Raw genomic sequence first — 17769 nt, 5'->3', positions numbered from 1 at the left:
GTTCGAATTCTTTTGCTTCTTTAGCAGCTGGCGTTCAATTAAAGTGGTTTTGTTTTAAAACAGAACCCCATTTAAAACTTTTGTCGATGGATTGATAAAACTTCCCGATAAAAGAAAGCGTCAATACGAAAGAGGTCGAAGGTCGAATGAAGATCGTCATTGCAGGGGCCGGAATCGGCGGCCTGACGGCAGGAGCCGCGTTGTTGAGAAAAGGCTTCGACGTCACCATCCTTGAACAGGCCAAGGCGCTCGGCGAAATCGGCGCCGGCGTGCAATTGAGCCCCAACGCCACGCGCGTGCTCTATCAGATCGGTGTCGGCGAACGTCTCGAAGGCCTCGCATGCGAGCCGCCCGGCAAGCGCGTGCGGCTCTGGAACAGCGGGCAGACCTGGCCGCTGTTCGACCTTGGCGCGGCCTCGCGCGAAGTTTACGGCTTCCCCTATCTCACGGTGCATCGCGCCGACCTTCACGAAGCGCTCGTGGACGCCGTGCGCGCATTTCGCGCCGACGCCATCAAGCTCGATCACAAGGTCGAGTCGATCGTGCAGAAGAACGGCAAGGTCGAGGTGCAGACCGTTTCGGGCGCCACCTTCGAAGCGGACCTGCTGATCGGCGCCGACGGCGTGCATTCGCGCGTGCGGCGCGCCCTCTTCGGCGCGGACGAGCCGGTGTATTCGGGCGTGATGGCCTGGCGCGGCGTGATCGACGCGAGCAAGCTGCCCGAGCATCTGCGCACGCCGTTCGGCACCAACTGGGTCGGCCCCGGCGCGCACGTCATCCACTATCCGCTACGCGGCAACAAGCTCATCAACTTCGTGGGCGCGGTCGAGCGCGACGGCTGGCAGGTGGAATCGTGGTCGGAGCGCGGCACGCTCGAAGAATGTCTCGCCGATTTCGCGGGCTGGCACGAGGACGTGCGCACGATGATCTCCGCGATCGACGTGCCGTACAAATGGGCGCTCATGATCCGCGAGCCGATGACGCGCTGGTCCTCGGGCAACGCCACGCTGCTCGGCGACGCGTGCCATCCCACGCTGCCGTTTCTCGCGCAAGGCGCGGGCATGGCGCTCGAGGACGGCTATCTGATCGCGCGCTGCCTCGCGCAGTATCAAGGCGATCTGCCGCTCGCGCTCGAACGCTACGAGTCTCTGCGCCTCGAACGCACCGCGCGCATCGTGCGCGGCTCGGCGGCCAATACCAAGCGCTTCCACAATCCCGCGCTCGCGCACGCCGAAGGCGCGGCCGAATACGTCGACCGCGAATGGAGCGAGGAACGCGTGAAGGAACGCTACAACTGGCTGTTCGAATACAACGTCGACACCGTCGAAATCTAAAAGCGCACCCGCCTTTCATCCCTCCGCGCATTCAGGAGACACAGCATGCCCGAAACCCTGCCGCCCGTGCTCGGCCTGCACCACTTCGCGTGGCGCTGCCGCAATGCCGAGGAAACGCGCCATTTTTACGAGGACATCCTCGGCCTGCCGCTCGTTCATCTGATCCGTCTCGACCGCGTGCCGAGCACGGGCGAATACTGCCCGTACGTGCATCTGTTCTTCGAAATGGCGGACGGCTCGAACATCGCGTTCTTCGATCTCGGCGACGACACCGCCGCCGAACCTTCGCCGAACACGCCGCCGTGGGTCAACCACATCGCGCTGCGCCTCGGCTCGATCGACGAGCTGGAAACGATGAAGCAGCGTCTCGTCGATCACGGCATCGAGGTGCTCGGCGTGACCGACCATCACTTCGTGCGCTCGATCTACTTCTTCGACCCGAACGGCTTTCGCATGGAACTGACCGTGCCGGTCGCGCCCGCCGAAACGCTCGCGGCCTACAAGAAGGAAGCGCGCTCCGCGCTCGACGCGTGGACCGGGGAACGACAAAAAGCCGTATCGGAGACTCCCGCCGCATGAGCGCGCTCAATCCCACTCACGATCCGTCGCGCCGTAGCTGGGTCGAATCGGCGAATCGCGCCGGCACCGACTTCCCGATCCAGAACCTGCCGTTCGGCGCCTTCGAACGCGACGGCATCGTGCGCGCGGGCGTGGCGATCGGCGAACATGCCGTGGACCTGCGCGCGCTGCACGAGAGCGCCCTGCTCGCGCCGGGCAGCGACGCCGCACTCGCCTGCGAAGCCGCGAGCCAGGGCACGCTCAACCGGCTGATGTCGATGCCGGCGCTCCACGCGAGCGCATTGCGCGCCGCGCTCTCCGACCTGCTCAGGCACGACGCGCCGCAACGCCAGTTCATGCAGGACCACGCCGATGCGCTGCTGCCGCGCCTCGATACGCTCGCGCTGCGCTTGCCCTGCGAAGTCGGCGATTACACCGACTTTCTCACTTCGCTCCATCACACCGAGCGCCACGGCCGCTACAAGGGTCTTGCCGATCCGCTGCCGCCCGCGTTCAAGTCGCTGCCCATCGCCTATCACGGCCGCGCTTCGTCGCTGCGCGTGAGCGGCGGCGAGGTGCGCCGCCCGCACGGCCAGTATCGCGACGCGAACGGCCAGATCGTGTTCGGTCCCGCGCCCGCGCTCGATTTCGAGCTGGAACTCGCGGCGTGGATCGGTGCGGGCAACGCGCTTACGCAGCCCATCGCCATCGACGACGCGCATGCGCACATCTTCGGCTATTCGCTGCTCAACGACTGGTCGGCGAAAAGCATTCAGTGGTTCGAGCAGGTGCTCGGACCGTTCCTCGGCAAGAGTTTTCATTCGAGCCTTTCGCCGTGGATCGTGACGGCGGAGGCGCTAGCGCCGTTTCGCAAGGCGCCCGTCGCGCGCGCGGAAAACGATCCGCCGCTCATGGCGCATCTGCACGGCGCGCGCGATCAGCAGGAAGGCGGGCTGCATCTCGAACTCCATGCGCATCTCTCCACGCGGCAACTGCGCGAGAGCGGCGCCGAAGCGGTGCGCATCACGCACACGCATCTCGACAATCTGTACTGGACGTTCGCGCAGATGGTCGCGCATCACACGAGCAACGGCTGCAATCTGCGCACCGGCGATCTGCTCGGCAGCGGCACGATTTCCGGCGCCGACGACGCGGCACGCGCGTGCCTCACCGAACTGACGAACGCGGGCCGCGATCCGCTGCGCCTGCCCAACGGCGAAACGCGCACGGCGCTCGAGGACGGCGATGAAATCGTGCTGAGCGCGCGCGCGGCGAAAGCGGGCGCGGTGCCGATCGGCTTCGGCGAATGCCGCGGACTCATCGCGCCCGCGCTCGCCTTCGCAACGCGCGCGGCGGAGGTGGCATGACGCCCGCGCTCAACGGTTACGCGCAGGTCGGCAACGGCCCGCGCAAGGTGCTGGCGATGAACGGCTGGTTCGGCAGCGCCGAGGACTGGCGCGCGCTCGTGCCCGCGCTCGACCTCGACGCGTTCACCTACGTGTTCTTCGACTATCGCGGCTACGGCCGCTCGCGCGAGCGCGACGGCGCGTTCACGTTCGAGGAAGCGGCGCAAGACGTGCTCGCGCTCGCCGATCATCTCGGCTGGGAGCGCTTCAGCCTGATCGGGCATTCGATGGGCGGCGTCGCGATCCAGCGCGTGTTGCTCGCCGCGCCGCATCGCATCGAGCGCATGGCCGGCGTGTGCGCCGTGCCCGCGTGCGGCTCGCGCATGGACGAAGCGCGCCTCGCGGCGTTTCGCGCCGCCGTGGACGACGTGGAGCGGCGCGCGGGCATCATCGCGTTCTCCACCGGCAACCGGCTCGCGCCGCGCTTCACCGCGCATCTCGCGCGCGAGTCGCAGCGCCTTTCGCGCGCCGACGCCTTCGCGGGTTATCTGCCCCAATGGGCCGCGAACGACTTTTCGGCGCAGGTCGAAGGCAACGCCACGCCCGTGAAGCTTTTCGTGGGCGAGCACGATCCGACCATCACCGCCGACCTGATGAACCGCACGTGGCTCGCTTGGTATGCGCACGCGACGCTCGAAACGCTCGCGAACGCGGGCCATTACCCGATGTACGAAGTGCCCGTCGCGCTCGCGACGGCGCTGGAGAACTGGCTGAAACAGCCGTGACGAATGCCGCGCGCCGCTTGCCGCGCGCGCGGCGGCAGGAGACATCATGTACGAGACCAACTATCTGCGGGCGACCTCGCTCGACGACGCGCTCGCGTGGCTGCGCGAGCACGAGGACGCCAGGCCGCTCTCGGGCGGCATGACGCTCATCCCCACGCTCAAGCAGCGGCTTGCCGCGCCCTCGCATCTGATCGACCTCACGCGTATCGACGCCATGCGCGGCGTGCGCGTGGAGGGCAACGTGCTGCACGTGGGCGCGCTCACGAAGCACGCGGAAGTCGCGGCTTCGCCCGTGGTGGCGGCGGCCATTCCCGCGCTCGCGCAGCTTGCCAACGTGATCGCCGATCCGCAGGTGCGCAATCGCGGCACGATGGGCGGCTCGGTCGCGAACAACGACCCCGCCGCCGACTATCCGAGCGCCGTGCTCGCGCTCGGCGCGCGCGTCCTCACTTCGCAGCGCGGCATCGCCGCCGACGATTACTTCGTCGACACCTTCGAAACGGCGCTCGAACCCGGCGAGATCGTGACCGGCTTCGAGTATCCGGTTCCGCTGCGCGCCGCCTACGCCAAGTTTCGCCAGCCCGCTTCGGGCTACGCCGTGGTCGGCGTGTTCATCGCGCAATTCGCCGATGCGGTCCGCGTGGCCGTGACGGGCGCGGGCGCTTCGGTGTTCCGCTGGTTCGACGCGGAAACCGCGCTGGCCGCCGATCTCTCCGAAGCCGCGCTCGCCGCGCTGAAGATGGACGCAAGCGCGCTGCCCGACGACGACAACGGCTCCGCCGCGTATCGCGCGCATCTGGTCGAAACCTACACGCGCCGCGCCTTGCAGGCGCTGCTGGCGCAACCGCTGCGCCAGCCCGCTTAACTTCGCATCAACGTTTTCAGGAGACACAAGAATGGAGTTCACCGGATCGCAGACCATCGCCGCCACGCGCGAGCAAGTGTGGAAAGGCTTGAACGACGCCGCCGTGCTACAGGCATGCGTGCCGGGCTGCGAAGAGTTCGTCGCGCACAGCGACGACGAGTACAAGGCCGTGGTGGTCGCCTCGGTCGGCCCCGTGAAGGCGCGCTTCAAGGGCACGCTGCTGCTCTCCGAGCGCGACGGGCCGAACGGCTACAAGATCGCGGGCTCGGGCGAAGGCGGCATTGCGGGCTTCGGCAAGATGACCGCAACGGTCACGCTCGCCGACGCCGGGCAAGGCGGCACGCTCCTCACCTACGTGGCCGAGGCGCAAGTGGGCGGCAAGCTCGCGCAGATCGGCTCGCGCCTCGTCACGTCGGTGGCGAACAAGCTCGCGGCCGAATTCTTCAAGCGCTTCAACGCGACGATGAGCGCCGAAGCGAACGCCGGCGCGGCGAACTGAGCGCATTCCCAGCAATACGAGGTAAATCATGGCTGAAGTCCAATTGCGGGTGAACGGCGTCGACGTGCGGCGCACCGTGCCCGACCACACGCTGCTCGTCGAATTCCTGCGCGAAACGCTGCGCCTCACGGGCACGCACGTCGGCTGCGACACGAGCCAGTGCGGCGCGTGTACGGTGCATCTCGACGGCGTATCGGTGAAGTCGTGCACGGTGCTGGCCGCGCAGGCGAGCGGCGGCGCGGTCACGACGGTCGAAGGCTTGCGCGAGAACGCGGACGCGCCGCTGCATCCGGTGCAGAACGCGTTCGTGCAATGCCACGGCTTGCAGTGCGGCTTCTGCACGCCGGGCATGATCATGTCGGTGGGATTTCATCTGCGCGACACGCCCAGGCTCGACGACGCCAGCATCTGCCACGCGCTCGAAGGCAACATCTGCCGCTGCACGGGCTACGTGAACATCATCGAAGCCGTGCGTCACGCGGCGCGCGAGATGTATCCGGCGCTTGCGCAAACCGCGACGGAGGACGCCAAGCCATGATCGGTCAACCGCTTCCGCGCCTCGAGGACCGGCGCTTCGTCACCGGCAACGGACAATACACCGACGACCTGCGCGTCGAAGGCCAGGTCTACGCGGCATTTCTGCGCTCGCCGCACGCGCATGCCGCGCTGCGCTCGGTCGACGTGACGGCCGCGCGCGAGGCGCCCGGCGTGATCGCGGTGCTCGTCGGCCAGGATTATCTCGACGACGGCTACCAGGGCGTCGATCACGTGCCCAATCCCATCGACGCCGTGGACGCCACGAAAAAGGCGTTTCTCACTTCGCTGACGGGCGAAATCTTCAACCAGTTCCACATTCCGCTGCCGGTCGACCGCGTGCGTTATGTGGGCGAGCCGATCGCCATGGTGATCGCCGAAACGCCGCTCGCCGCGCGCAATGCGAGCGAGCTGATCGACGTCGATTACGACGTGCTCGACGCCGTGGTGAACGCCGCCGACGCGATGCAGGAAGGCGCGCCGCAACTGTGGGACGGCGCGGCGCGCAATCTCTGCTTCCAGACCCAGATCGGCGACCGCGAGGCCGCGCGCCGCATCATCGCCGAAGCGCCGCTCGTGCTCGCGCGCGAATTCCATCACAGCCGCGTGGTGAATTGCCAGATGGAGCCGCGCGGCGCCATCGGCGCATTCGACGCGGCGAGCGGCACCTACACGCTGATCTCGGGCAGCCAGGGCGCGGTGCGCCAGAAGCTCTGCCTCGCCGCGGCGCTCAAGGTGCCGCCCGCGCAGATGCGCGTGGTGTGTCCGGACACGGGCGGCGGCTTCGGCCCGCGCTCGTTCATCTACGTCGAGCAACTGGCCGTGGTGTGGGCCGCGCGCCGCGTGGGCCGGCCGGTGAAGTGGACGAGCGACCGCAGCGAAGCGTTCCTCTCCGACTACCAGGGCCGCGACCAGATCGTGCGCGCGACCTTCGGTTTCGCCGCGGACGGCCGCATTCTCGCCATCGACAACGAATGGATCGGCAACGTGGGCGGCCATACGGTTTCCTATGTGCCGATGTCGAACGGCACGCGCATCATGACGACCGTCTACGACGTGCCGGTTGCCGCCGTTCACATCAGCGCGGTGCTGACCAACACCGTGCCGACCGCGCCGTATCGCGGCGCGGGCCGCCCCGAAGCCACCCACGTGATCGAACGCATGCTCGACCTCGCGGCGGCCGAACTGAAGCTCGATCGCGCGGAAATTCGCCGCCGCAATCTGGTCGCGCACGACAAGCTGCCGTATCGCAGCCCCATGGGCCTCACCTACGACAGCGGCGAATTCGCGCGCAACATGGCGCGCGCGCTCGAACTCGCGCAATGGGACGGCTTCGAGGCGCGCCGCGCGGCTTCGCGCGAGCGCGGCGTGCTGCGCGGCATCGGCCTTGCGAACTACATCGAGTCGCCGGTGGGCGCGCCGCGCGAGCGCATCGAGCTGACGGTGCTGCCCGAAGGCCGCATCGACATCGTCTCGGGCACGCAATCCACGGGGCAAGGCCACGAAACCACCTTCGCGCAGGTCGTCGCGCAGCATCTGGGCGTGCCGGTCGGCGCGATCGCGCTGCGCACCGGCGACACCGCGTTCGTAAGCGTGGGCGGCGGCAGCCACTCGGACCGCTCGATGCGCCTCGGCGGCATGCTGCTCGTCGATACGGCGGCGCAGATCGTCGCGCAAGGCAAGCGCGCGGCGGCGGCCCTGTTCGACGTTTCGCCCGAGCGCGTGAGCTTCGGGAACGGCGTGTTCGCCGATACGGCTTCGGCGCGCGAGATCGGCCTGTTCGAACTCGCGGCGCACGTCGCGCGCGACGGTCTGCCGGACGCGCCGGGCACGCGCAAGCTCTACGCCGAAGCCGAAGTCAACACGCGCGTGCCCGCGCATCCCACGGGCGCGGCCGTGTGCGAGCTGGAAGTGGACCCGGACACGGGCGTGGTCACGCTCGTCAACTACACCTCGGTCGACGACGTGGGCCAGCCGATCAACCCGCTCATCGTCGAAGGCCAGGTGCATGGCGGTCTCGCGCAAGGCATCGGCCAGGCGCTTTCGGAAACCTGCTATCTCGACCGCGACACGGGCCAGGTGCTGACCGGCTCGTACATGGATTACGGCATGCCGCGCGCGGGCGTGATTCCCACGCTCAACCTCGAACTCACCGAAGACCCCACGCACGGCAATCCGCTGCGCGTGAAGGGCGGCGGCGAGAGCGGCATCACGCCGGCCACGGCAACGATCTTCAACGCGCTCGCCGACGCGCTCAAGGAATACGGCACCGACGAACTCGCGATGCCGGCCACGCCGAAAGTCGTGTGGGAGTACATCCACCGCGACGCGGCCTGACCGGCCGCCATCCACGCCCTCAAAACAAGGAGACCCGCATGCCCAGCCCTTATGTCGCGATCGAACGCAACGGCTCGCTCGTCGACGTCGTGCTCGACCGCGCCGAGAACGGCAACCTGATCGACGCCGCGATGAGCGAGACGATCATCGAAGCCGTCGCCACGCTCGACGACGACGTGAAACTCGTGCGCGTCCTTTCGCGCGGCCCCGACTTCTGCAAGGGCCGCCTTTCGCCGATGCCGCCCAAGGACGCGAAGCCGTCGGCCGAAACGCTGCGCCGCGTGGTGGCCGCGCCGCCGCTCGCGCTCTACGACGCGCTCAAGGCCGTGCGCGTGCCGGTGGTTTCGGTCGTGCGCGGCGAGGCGATCGGCGTGGGCTGCGCGCTCGCGGGCGTGTGCGACATCGCGCTCGCGGCGCACGACGCCGTGTTCCAGATCCCCGAAATGGAACGCGACATTCCGCCCACGCTCGTGATGTCGGCGCTGATCGGCCGCGTGCCCGTGAAAACCGTTGCGCACATGGTGCTGAGCCGCGACAAGCTTTCCGCGCAGGAAGCGCTGAACGCGGGGCTCGTGAGCCGCGTCGCGCCCGCCGCGAGCCTCGATGCGCAAGCCGAGGCGCTCACGCAAACGCTGCTCGGCTGTAGCGCGGTCACGCTGCGCGCGGTCAAGCAGTTCCTGCATCTGGCGCCCGAAATGCCCGCGAGCGGCGCAAGCGGCTTCGCGGCGCATCTCGCGGCCACGGCGCTTTCCGCGCGCTTCTGACCCGCCGCGCGCCTTCGCCGCTCGATAACGCTCGATAACGCTTGATAACCACGGCGCAGCCCCGCTGCGCGAGGAACCCCGATTGTGAGACCCAAGACCGCCATTCCCTCCACCGCCGAAGGCGCGAGCGCGCCCGACCTCGAACGCTTCCGGCTGCGCCGCTTCCTCGAATCGCTCGACGAAACCGAGCTTGAGCGCCACGACGAAAGCGTCGATCTCGCCGACGTGGCCGCGATCATGGAAGGCAACCCGCGCGCCGTGTGGTTCGCGCGCCCCTCGGGCGGCAACGTCTCGCTCGCGGGCAGCGTCGCCGCGAGCCGCTCGCGCCTCGCGCTCGCCTTCGGCACCACGCCGCAAGGCTTGCTCGACACCGTGCGCGAACGCCTGCGCGTGAAAGGCAGGCTCGTGGAAGTGAGCCGCGAGGAAGCGCCCGTGCAGCAAGTCGTGCTGACGGGCGACGCTTGCGACTTCACCGCGCTGCCCGTGCATCTTCAACACGACCTGGACGGCGCGCCGTATATCTCGGCGTCGATCGACTTCGCCGTGGACCCGGAAACGGGCTGGACCAACGTCGGCATTCGCCGCCTGATGCTGCGCGGCCGCCGCACGGCCGGCATCGACCTGGTCGCGCCCTCGGACCTGCGCGCCATCGCCATCGGTCATGCGAAGCGCGGCGAGCGCACGCCCATTGCATTCGCCGTGGGCACGCATCCCGTCGATCACGTGGGCGCGACCATGCGCATTCCCGCCGACGAGCTCGAACTCGTGGCGGCGCTGCGCGGCGAGGCGATGGGCGTGGTCAAGTGCGTGAGCAACGACCTGCTCGTGCCCGCCGACGCCGAATTCATCCTCGAAGGCTATCTGGACGAGCGCGGCCACGCGGAACCCGAAGGCCCGTATGGCGAATTCCTCGGCTACTACGGCGGCGTGAAAACCAATCCGCTGTTCCATCTCACGGCCATCACGCACCGCCGCGACGCCGTGTTCCAGACCTGCACGATCGGCGGGCGCTCGATGGCGCGCACCGACACCGCGCAGCTTGCCGCGCTGCGCACCGAAGTGACCGTGTGGCGCGCGCTCGAAACGGCCGTGCGCGAGGTGAAGGCCGTCTACGCCAATCCGGCGACGGGCGGCATGTTCAACGTGCGCGTCGCCATGCAGCAGCGCGTGCCCGGCGAGGCGCGCAACGCCATCGCGGCCGTGTTCGCCTCGCTTGCCAACGTGAAGCACGTGTTCGTGGTCGATCCCGACATCGACGTATTCTCCGACGAGCAAATGGACTGGGCGCTCGCCACGCGCTTCCAGGCCGACCGCGATCTCGTGCAGCAAGACGGGCTGCGCGCGATGCCGCTCGATCCCTCGCTGCTGGGCGCGCGAACCACGGCCAAGGCGGGCTTCGATCTCACGCTGCCGCTGCTCGCGCCCGGCGCCGAACGCGATCTCGAACATCGCGTGCCGACGCCGCCCGCTTATCGCGGCGCGCGCTTCGACTCGCTCGAGGCCGCGCTCGAACACGGCCCGAAGCGCTTCACCGAACTGATGGCCGCAACGGGCACGCGCGACGGCCGCGAGGTGGTGCGCTGGCTCGAGGACATCGCGCAACGCCGCGCCGTCACGCGCGACGAAGAAGGTCGCTACGCGTTCGCCTGACGCCGCGGCGATACCGGCTGCGCCCGCACGGCCCGCGCCGGGCGGCCAGCCGCCGCGACAGACGGGATAGAATCGGGCTTGCTTCAAGACCGAATGCACGCCCGAATTCCAGTCCGAACCCTGTAAGAGCTGTCGCCGATGAATCTGTCCCTCAAACAACTCAAGGTCTTTCTCGGCGTCGCGAACGCATCGAGCTTCACGAAAACCGCGCAGAGCATGCACCTGAGCCAGGCCGCGCTCTCCGCGATCATCCGCGAGCTGGAAACGCAGTTGAACTGCCGGCTGCTGGAACGCACGACGCGCACCGTCTCGCTCACCGACGCGGGACGCGTGTTCTACCCCACGGCCATGGCGATCGTCGAAACGCTCGAAAGGTCCGTGATCGAACTCAACGAACTCGGCCGCCAGAAACAGTCGTCGCTGCTGCTCGGCTGCACGCCGATGATCGCCGCGAGCCTGATGCCGCCCGTGCTCGCGCGCTTCGCGCAGGTGTATCCGGCTTCGCACATCGAGCTGGTGGACCGCAATCCCACCGAGCTGCTGCAAATGGTCGAAGAAGGCCATCTGGACGCCGCCTTCGGCGTGTTCTTCTCGCAGATTTCCGGCATCGACCGCGTGCCGCTCTTTCCCACGCGCCTCGTGGCCGTGTCGAGTTCCGACGAGGACGCGCCGCGTCGCGGCACGGGCATCCGCTGGACGGCGCTCGAAAACCAGACGCTCATCACGCTGCCGAAGGACAATCCGCTGCAACGGCTGATCGAAGCCACGCTCTCGAAGGAAGAAGTGACGGTGAGCCGCCGCATCGTGGTCGGGCATTTGCAGACCGCCATCGCCATGGCGCAGGAAGGGCTCGGCACCGCCGTCATGCCGCAGTTCTGCGAGCACATCTGCTACCGCTATCGCGTGCGCATCGACGCGCTGCGCCCCGAAGTGCCGCTCTCGTTCTACCGCATCACGCGCACCGGCCGCGACACCATGAGCACGCTCGATCAGTTCACCAAACTATTCACCGAAGCGGCGAAGGAAGACCCGGCGGGGCTCGTGGGCGTGGGCGAGGACTGAAGTTCAGGCGAAGCACAGCGAGCCGGCCGAAGCCGCGATCTCGCGCGCGGCTTTCGCGCCTTCCACTTGCAGGATCGTCGGCAGCGACACGCCGTTTTTCGCGGCCGTCACCTCGGCGAGAATCGAAATGGCGATCTCGGGCGGCGTGCGGCTGCCGATGTAGATGCCAACCGGCCCATGCAGGCGCATCAGTTCGGATTCCGAAAGATCGAATTCCTTCAGGCGCTCGCGCCGCGCCGCGTTGTTGCGCCGCGAGCCGAGCGCGCCCACGTAGAACGCCGGCGTCTTGAGCGCTTCCATCAATGCGAGGTCGTCGAGCTTGGGGTCGTGCGTGAGCGCGATCACGGCACTGCGCTCGTCGAGTTTCATGTCGAGCACGGTGTCGTCGGGCATGGTGCGCACGAGCGCGGTGCCGGGCACGTCCCAGACGTCGGTGTATTCCTCGCGCGGATCGCACACGGTGACGTGATAGTCGAGACCCGTCGCGATCTGGCAGAGATAGCGCGAAAGCTGCCCCGCGCCGATCACCAGCATGCGATAGCGCGGCCCGTGGATCGTGACGAAGCGTTTGCCGTCGAACGCCACGCCTTCGGTCGCGCGCGCCGCCGCGAGCGTGGCCGCGCCGCTTGCCATGTCGAGCGTGCGCGCGACCAGTTCGCCCGCGGCCACGCGCGCGCACAACGCGGCGATTCCGCTCGCGTCGCGCGCGCCGGTCAACGGTTCGAGCACGAGTTCGATCGTGCCGCCGCACGGCAGCCCGAAGCGATGCGCTTCGTCCGCGCTGATGCCGTAGCGCACGGACTGCGGGCGCGACTGCACGACGCCATGGCGGCGCACGCGCTCGATCAGGTCGTCTTCGATGCAGCCGCCGGATACGGAGCCGGCCACGGCGCCGTCGTCGCGCACCACGAGCATCGAACCCTCGGGACGCGGCGACGAGCCCCATGTTTTCACCACTGTCACGAGCAGCGCGCGGTGCCCCGCGCCGATCCAGCGCTGACACGCGCGAAGCACTTCGAGATTGACGCTGTCCATCCTCGCCTCCTGCCGCGCGCGCGTCGCGGCGGCCGCCCGAACGCGATGCAAGACTTGCAGCAGCCATCCGGGCGGAGCCCCGCGCATTCCGGCGCACTGCATGGCGCCGGACGCAACGCGCGCGTCACGATGCCGGCCACGGGACGGCCGGCTTGTGCGAGCAGTGTAAACAAGCGCCAATGCGCGGGGAATCAGCGATTTTTTATCGCTTCATCACGCGCGCCGATCAATCGTGCCGCTCGTTCATGCGGCTCGATGGCGCCGCTCGATTACGTCGCCGTCGGCTCCATCAATGGGCGTCATACTGCGCCAGCACCGCCTCGGTGTGTTCGCCGAGTTCGGGCACGCGCAGATCGGGCCGGCCGGGCTCGTGCGCGAAGCGTATCGGCGTATTCAGATGCCGCGCGCCGCCGCCTTCCTCGATCAGCATGCCGCGCGCCGCCACGTGCGGATGCTTGAGCGCCTGCGCGTAATCGAGCACCGGCGCGCAACTGATCGCGCGCGAGGCCATCCAGCCGAGCCAGGCGTCGAGCGTTTTCTGCCGGAACGCGCCGCGTAGAAACACCCGCAGCGGATCTTGCGCCGGGCCGGGCGCGCCCAGCGCCACCGCGACGAGATCGGGCCGGCCAAGCGCATCGAGCAACGCGCGCGCGAAACGCGGCTCGCCTGCACCGATGCACAGCCATTGCGCGTCCGCCGTTTCGTACGGTTCGAGCAGCGCGTGACCGCGCGGCGCCTCGAGCGCGGCCACCTCGTGTTCCAGCGCGTCGAAAATCGCGCCGGGGCGCGCGCTCAGCGCCACGTCGTGCATCGAGAGATCGAGATGGTCGCCGCGGCCCGTCGTGCGCGCGGCGAGAAGCGCCATCGTCACACCGGCGAGCGCCGTCAACGCGGCGCCCCACGACGCCACGGAAACCGCCGGAATCACGGGCGCGCCGCCGCGTTCGCGGCTCAGCACGCCGGCCAGCGCCTGCACGGCGGGATCGTGCCCGGCCGCATCGCGCAGCGGCCCGCTCTGGCCGAACGCGCTGATCGAGCAATACACGAGGCGCGGATTGAGCGCGAACGCCGTGGCCGCGTCGATGCCGAGGCGCGTCGTCACGCCGGGGCTGAATGATTCGACGAGCACGTCGGCGTCGTGGATCAGCGCATGCGCACGAGCGAGATCGGCGGGCTGCTTGAGATCGAGCACGACGCTGCGCTTGCCGCGATTGAGCACGCAGAATGAGTCGCCCGCCGGCTGGCGCTCCCGCGTGCGGCGGCCGTGGCGCGTGGGATCGCCTTCGGGCGGCTCGATCTTGACGACGTCGGCGCCGTGATCGGCCATGATCGACGACACGAGCGGCCCCGCCATGAAACGGGAAAAATCGAGAACGCGGATACCGGAAAGCTTCACGTCGATACCTTTGCTGAAAAATGAAAAACGCCGCGCCGCGCTGAAAAAACGGCACGGCGCGGCGCGATGCTCAACGGCCCGTAAAGTTGGGCGGCCGCTTTTCGAGGAACGAGCGCACGCCCTCGGTCGAATCGGTCGTGCCGACCAGCGACGACTGCGCGAGCCGCTCGAACACGCGGCCCGTTTCCGTATCCACGTTCTGGCAAGTGTTGGTCACATGCTTGCCGATGCCCACCGCCTGCGGCGCGCCCTTCATCAGCAGTTTCGCGAACGCGAACGCTTCGGCTTCGAGCCGATCGTGCTCGACCACGCGGCGCACGAAGCCCATGCCGCGAATTTCCTCGGCGTCGACGGTGCGGCCCGTCATCACGAGATCCTTGACGTTCTCGATGCCGATCATCTGGATCATGCGCGAGCACGCGCCCGAAGCCGGAATCACGCCGATAAAGATTTCCGGCAGCAAGAACGTGGCCTGTTTCGAGGCGAAGCGGAAATCGCACGACGCCGCGAGCTCGATTCCGCCGCCCGCGCACACGCCGTTGATGGCGGCAATCACCGGTTTCTCGATGGATTCGAGATCGTCGAGCATGTCGTGATTCGCGCGCACGTAAGCGCGATATTGCGGCAACGGCATGCCGCGTTCGCCTTGCAGCTCCTTCACGTCGCGACCCGCGCTGAAGCCGCGGCCCTCGCCCGTGAGCACGATCACGCGCACGCTGTCGTCATAGTTGAGCCGCCACATGGCCGCGCGGATCTCGCCGATCATCGCCGAATTGAACGCGTTGAGCTTGTCGGGGCGATTGAGCGTGAGCTTCGCCACGCCTTCCACCGGCATGGTGATGCTAATCGTTTCGAACTCCTCTTTTTCCACGAGATAACCGCGCGGGCCCGCCGAGTGGTTCAGCTTCCATACCATTACTTTTTCTCCTTAGATATCCTAAACAACCGGCTTAAATATTTGATTGATTCGCAAACTGGTCGCGCAATTCGCGCTTGAGCACCTTGCCGACGCTGTTGAGCGGAAACTCGCTCACGAAATGCACCGCTTTCGGCGACTTGTAGCCCGCAAGGCGCGCGCGGGCGAACTGCATCAACTCGGCCTGCGTGGCCGCCCCCGCCTCGCGCAGCACGACGATCGCGGTGACGGCCTCGCCCCACTCCTCGCTCGGCAGGCCGATCACCGCCGCCGACTTCACGGCCGGATGCTCGGCCAGCACCGCTTCCACTTCCGCCGACGACACGTTCATGCCGCCCGTCACGACCATGTCCTTCGCGCGATCGACGGCGAAGAGATAGCCGTCTTCGTCGAGATAGCCCACGTCGCCCGTATGGACCCATTCGCCGCGCAAGGTCCTGGCCGTGTCGTCGGGGCGATTCAGATAGCCCGAGAAGTTGCTCGCCGAGCGCACGGTGATTTCGCCGGGCGCGTTCGCGGGTAGCGGCGCGCCGGTCTTGAGGTCGCGAATGCGGATCTCCGCATACCCGGCGGGACGGCCGACCGATGCCAGCCGCGTCGCGCTCGCGTCTTCGCCGAGCGCCGCGCGATGGTCCTGCGGCATCAGATACGACACGAGGCCGCCCATCTCGCCGCCGCCGAAACCCTGATAGAAGTCGCACGAAAAAGTCTGGAGCGCGCGCGCGATGGTCGCGGGCGGCATTTTCGAACCCGTGTAGCCGAACAGGCGCAGCGAATCGAGCACATAGTCGCGGTTTTGGCCGTCCCGTTGGGTGCTTTTTTGCAGCTCCTCGGTCATCCGGCTCAGCATCGTCGGCACGCCGCAGGTATGCACGACGCCGTGCTTCGCGATGGCTTCGAGCGCGGCGCGCGGGTTGAACTCCGGCATCAGCACGTTGGCGACACCGTGATACGCGGCGGCCACCGCCATCCAGATGCCCGCGCCCGAGAACAACGGCAGCATCTGCAAAAACGCGCCGCGTTCGGGCACCGGAATCTGGCGCAGGAAATTGTCGATGCTCGAAAGAATCTGCCGATGCGTGCCAAGGCAGCCCTTCGGCGCGGCGGTCGTGCCGCTCGTGTAGCGGATCGTGCGGATGTCGTCCGGCTCCACGCGCGCTTCGGGCGCCGCTTCGGAGGCGTGCGCGAGCAGCGCGCGCTCGCTCAGCCAACCCGCGCGCGGCGCGGCCTCGCCACGCACGATGACCGGCACGCCGGCGCGCGTCAGCACATCCTCGAGCGCGGGCAGAAACTCGGCGTCGACGACGATGGCGTCGGGGCGCGAATCGCCAAACAGCACGCCAATCTCATTGGGCGTGAGGCCGTAATTGATCGGCACGGCAAGCACGCCGCCCTTGGCGAGCGCGAAAATCCATTCGACCGCCGCCGCGCCGTTGCGCACGATGGTCGCAACGCGCTTACCCTTGCCGAAGCCGTGCGACGCCAGCGCGTTGGCGAGGCGATTGGTGGCGAGGTCGAGGTCGCGCCACCCGATCACGCGCTCGCCTTCGATGAGCGCGGCCGCGTCGGGCGCGCGCCGCGCGTTGTGCGCGAGGATATCGCCGATTCGCAGATGAATCATCTTGCTGTCTCCTGTTATGAACCGTAGTCATTCAACAGGCGTTAATGCTATATCCGGCCGTATATAACGGGAATCAAATTATCCCGTACGCTTGATAACCAGTACCGAATAATGCCGCTCGCAATGCGGCAATTGGGCTTCGGCTCGCGACCTAACGCGACAATCCGCCGCATGAGTGCCGTGCGCGGAAGGCCGAATTGGTCAAAGCGGAAAGCCGTACACTGGTGGCTGTTGTTCGCCGAGGAGGTTGTTCGTGCCCATTCAGTACCTGCGCAGTTTCACCTCGGTGGACCGCACCGACAAGGCCAATTTGCGGCTGGGCCGCGCGCTCGCGGCCATTGCGGGCGCAACCAACGCGGGCGGCTTTCTCGCGGTCGGGCAGTACACTTCGCACATGTCGGGCATCGTGTCGTCGGTCGCCGACAACGTCGCGCTCGGCGACCTCGGCCTCGCGCTCGCGGCGCTCAGCTCGATTCTCGCGTTCGGCGGCGGCGCGGCCACCTCGGCCATCATGATCAATTGGGGACGGCGCCGCGCGGTCAACAGCGTCTATGCGCTGCCGATGCTGCTCGAAGCCGCGCTGCTGCTGGGCTTCGCACTGCTCGGCGCGAACATGGAGCATCACCGCGTTCTGTTCGTGCCCGCCACGGTCGCGCTGCTGTGCTTCGTCATGGGCCTGCAAAACGCGATGATCACGAAAATCTCGCGCGCCGAGATTCGCACGACGCACATGACGGGGATCGTCACCGATCTCGGCATCGAACTGGGCAAAGGGCTCTACTGGAACTGGGGCGTGCCGGCGGCGGCCTCGCAGCACGTGAAAGCCGACGCGCAGCGCGTGCGCGTGCTGGCTTCGCTACTCGGCATGTTTCTGCTGGGCGGAACGGTCGGCGCGGTCGCGTTCCGGCACTTCGGCTTCGTTTCCGGCGTGTTGCTCTCCGCGATGCTGCTCGCGCTTGCCTGCGTGCCGGTGGCCGACGATCTGCGCCGCCTGCCGCCGCGTGGCTTGACTTGATGTAAAAAGCCGCCCCTTCAAGGCGGCTTTCCTTCCGGGCTTCTTAGCACCT

16 protein-coding genes are annotated in these 17769 nt (G+C 67.6%); 12 read left to right on the top strand and 4 right to left on the bottom strand.

From position 1 onward, the window contains the following. Positions 1 to 146: 146 nt before the first annotated feature. The 11 genes from U5805_RS30205 to U5805_RS30155 all read left to right on the top strand — a co-directional run bounded on the left by U5805_RS30205 (position 147) and on the right by U5805_RS30155 (position 11734). A complete protein-coding gene (locus tag U5805_RS30205; RefSeq protein WP_322107157.1) occupies positions 147 to 1334 on the top strand; it encodes an FAD-dependent monooxygenase in 1188 nt (395 codons plus the stop codon). A 45-nt stretch (positions 1335 to 1379) separates the two neighbouring features. After that, entirely contained in the window at positions 1380 to 1913 is a 534-nt protein-coding gene (locus tag U5805_RS30200; RefSeq protein ID WP_322107156.1) for a VOC family protein, read from the top strand. After that, the gene (gene fahA / locus U5805_RS30195) at positions 1910 to 3259 is read left to right on the top strand and encodes a fumarylacetoacetase (RefSeq protein ID WP_322107155.1); all 1350 of its coding nucleotides are present in this window, start codon (positions 1910 to 1912) and stop codon (positions 3257 to 3259) included. Before U5805_RS30200 ends, fahA begins: the two co-directional genes overlap by 4 nt. Further along, positions 3256 to 4023 (top strand): alpha/beta hydrolase, encoded by a 768-nt coding sequence (locus U5805_RS30190; protein ID WP_322107154.1) that lies wholly within the window; start codon positions 3256 to 3258, stop codon positions 4021 to 4023. Before fahA ends, U5805_RS30190 begins: the two co-directional genes overlap by 4 nt. 46 nt (positions 4024 to 4069) lie before the next feature. Next, the gene (locus U5805_RS30185) at positions 4070 to 4888 is read left to right on the top strand and encodes a xanthine dehydrogenase family protein subunit M (RefSeq protein WP_322107153.1); all 819 of its coding nucleotides are present in this window, start codon (positions 4070 to 4072) and stop codon (positions 4886 to 4888) included. A 31-nt stretch (positions 4889 to 4919) separates the two neighbouring features. After that, positions 4920 to 5387, top strand: a complete 468-nt coding sequence (locus U5805_RS30180) for a carbon monoxide dehydrogenase subunit G (protein ID WP_322107152.1) — start codon at positions 4920 to 4922, stop codon at positions 5385 to 5387. A gap of 28 nt (positions 5388 to 5415) precedes the next feature. Continuing rightward, entirely contained in the window at positions 5416 to 5925 is a 510-nt protein-coding gene (locus tag U5805_RS30175; protein WP_322107151.1) for a (2Fe-2S)-binding protein, read from the top strand. Continuing rightward, entirely contained in the window at positions 5922 to 8258 is a 2337-nt protein-coding gene (locus tag U5805_RS30170; protein ID WP_322107150.1) for a xanthine dehydrogenase family protein molybdopterin-binding subunit, read from the top strand. The genes U5805_RS30175 and U5805_RS30170 overlap by 4 nt, the downstream gene beginning before the upstream one ends. Positions 8259 to 8296: 38 nt before the next feature. Then, a complete protein-coding gene (locus tag U5805_RS30165) occupies positions 8297 to 9022 on the top strand; it encodes an enoyl-CoA hydratase/isomerase family protein (protein ID WP_322107149.1) in 726 nt (241 codons plus the stop codon). 84 nt (positions 9023 to 9106) lie between these two features. Beyond that, on the top strand, positions 9107 to 10672 hold the full coding sequence (locus U5805_RS30160; protein WP_322107148.1) for a UbiD family decarboxylase: 1566 nt from the start codon (positions 9107 to 9109) through the stop codon (positions 10670 to 10672). Positions 10673 to 10810: 138 nt separating this feature from the next. Next, positions 10811 to 11734 (top strand): LysR family transcriptional regulator, encoded by a 924-nt coding sequence (locus U5805_RS30155; RefSeq protein ID WP_322107147.1) that lies wholly within the window; start codon positions 10811 to 10813, stop codon positions 11732 to 11734. Positions 11735 to 11737: 3 nt separating this feature from the next. Here the strand turns inward: U5805_RS30155 and U5805_RS30150 are convergent, their stop codons facing one another. From U5805_RS30150 to U5805_RS30135, 4 genes are all read right to left on the bottom strand, one after another. Next, complete coding sequence (locus U5805_RS30150; protein WP_322107146.1) at positions 11738 to 12769, bottom strand: XdhC family protein; 1032 nt, start codon at positions 12767 to 12769, stop codon at positions 11738 to 11740. A 289-nt stretch (positions 12770 to 13058) separates the two neighbouring features. Further along, a complete protein-coding gene (locus U5805_RS30145) occupies positions 13059 to 14165 on the bottom strand; it encodes a CoA transferase (RefSeq protein ID WP_322107145.1) in 1107 nt (368 codons plus the stop codon). A 70-nt stretch (positions 14166 to 14235) separates the two neighbouring features. Further along, positions 14236 to 15081, bottom strand: a complete 846-nt coding sequence (locus U5805_RS30140) for an enoyl-CoA hydratase/isomerase family protein (RefSeq protein WP_322107144.1) — start codon at positions 15079 to 15081, stop codon at positions 14236 to 14238. A gap of 34 nt (positions 15082 to 15115) precedes the next feature. Next, a complete protein-coding gene (locus U5805_RS30135) occupies positions 15116 to 16702 on the bottom strand; it encodes an AMP-binding protein (RefSeq protein ID WP_322107143.1) in 1587 nt (528 codons plus the stop codon). 253 nt (positions 16703 to 16955) lie between these two features. Between U5805_RS30135 and U5805_RS30130 the strand changes: the two genes are divergently transcribed. Further along, positions 16956 to 17717 (top strand): YoaK family protein, encoded by a 762-nt coding sequence (locus tag U5805_RS30130; RefSeq protein WP_322107142.1) that lies wholly within the window; start codon positions 16956 to 16958, stop codon positions 17715 to 17717. Positions 17718 to 17769 lie beyond the last annotated feature (52 nt).

The sequence above is a fragment of the Paraburkholderia sp. J41 genome (assembly GCF_905220235.1).
In the GTDB taxonomy this organism is placed as follows: domain Bacteria; phylum Pseudomonadota; class Gammaproteobacteria; order Burkholderiales; family Burkholderiaceae; genus Paraburkholderia.
Note: the sequence above shows the minus strand (reverse complement) of the source record. Positions and strands in the feature narration are given on the sequence as shown.

What these genes read in the sequence shown, in the direction of transcription:
- U5805_RS30175 (WP_322107151.1), top strand. Translation starts at nt 5,416, where the DNA reads ATGGCTGAAGTCCAATTGCGGGTGAACGGCGTCGACGTGCGGCGCACC.
- U5805_RS30190 (WP_322107154.1), top strand. Translation starts at nt 3,256, where the DNA reads ATGACGCCCGCGCTCAACGGTTACGCGCAGGTCGGCAACGGCCCGCGC.
- U5805_RS30165 (WP_322107149.1), top strand. Translation starts at nt 8,297, where the DNA reads ATGCCCAGCCCTTATGTCGCGATCGAACGCAACGGCTCGCTCGTCGAC.
- U5805_RS30150 (WP_322107146.1), bottom strand. Translation starts at nt 12,769, where the DNA reads ATGGACAGCGTCAATCTCGAAGTGCTTCGCGCGTGTCAGCGCTGGATC.
- fahA (WP_322107155.1), top strand. Translation starts at nt 1,910, where the DNA reads ATGAGCGCGCTCAATCCCACTCACGATCCGTCGCGCCGTAGCTGGGTC.
- U5805_RS30200 (WP_322107156.1), top strand. Translation starts at nt 1,380, where the DNA reads ATGCCCGAAACCCTGCCGCCCGTGCTCGGCCTGCACCACTTCGCGTGG.
- U5805_RS30185 (WP_322107153.1), top strand. Translation starts at nt 4,070, where the DNA reads ATGTACGAGACCAACTATCTGCGGGCGACCTCGCTCGACGACGCGCTC.
- U5805_RS30170 (WP_322107150.1), top strand. Translation starts at nt 5,922, where the DNA reads ATGATCGGTCAACCGCTTCCGCGCCTCGAGGACCGGCGCTTCGTCACC.
- U5805_RS30205 (WP_322107157.1), top strand. Translation starts at nt 147, where the DNA reads ATGAAGATCGTCATTGCAGGGGCCGGAATCGGCGGCCTGACGGCAGGA.
- U5805_RS30155 (WP_322107147.1), top strand. Translation starts at nt 10,811, where the DNA reads ATGAATCTGTCCCTCAAACAACTCAAGGTCTTTCTCGGCGTCGCGAAC.
- U5805_RS30180 (WP_322107152.1), top strand. Translation starts at nt 4,920, where the DNA reads ATGGAGTTCACCGGATCGCAGACCATCGCCGCCACGCGCGAGCAAGTG.
- U5805_RS30140 (WP_322107144.1), bottom strand. Translation starts at nt 15,081, where the DNA reads ATGGTATGGAAGCTGAACCACTCGGCGGGCCCGCGCGGTTATCTCGTG.
- U5805_RS30135 (WP_322107143.1), bottom strand. Translation starts at nt 16,702, where the DNA reads ATGATTCATCTGCGAATCGGCGATATCCTCGCGCACAACGCGCGGCGC.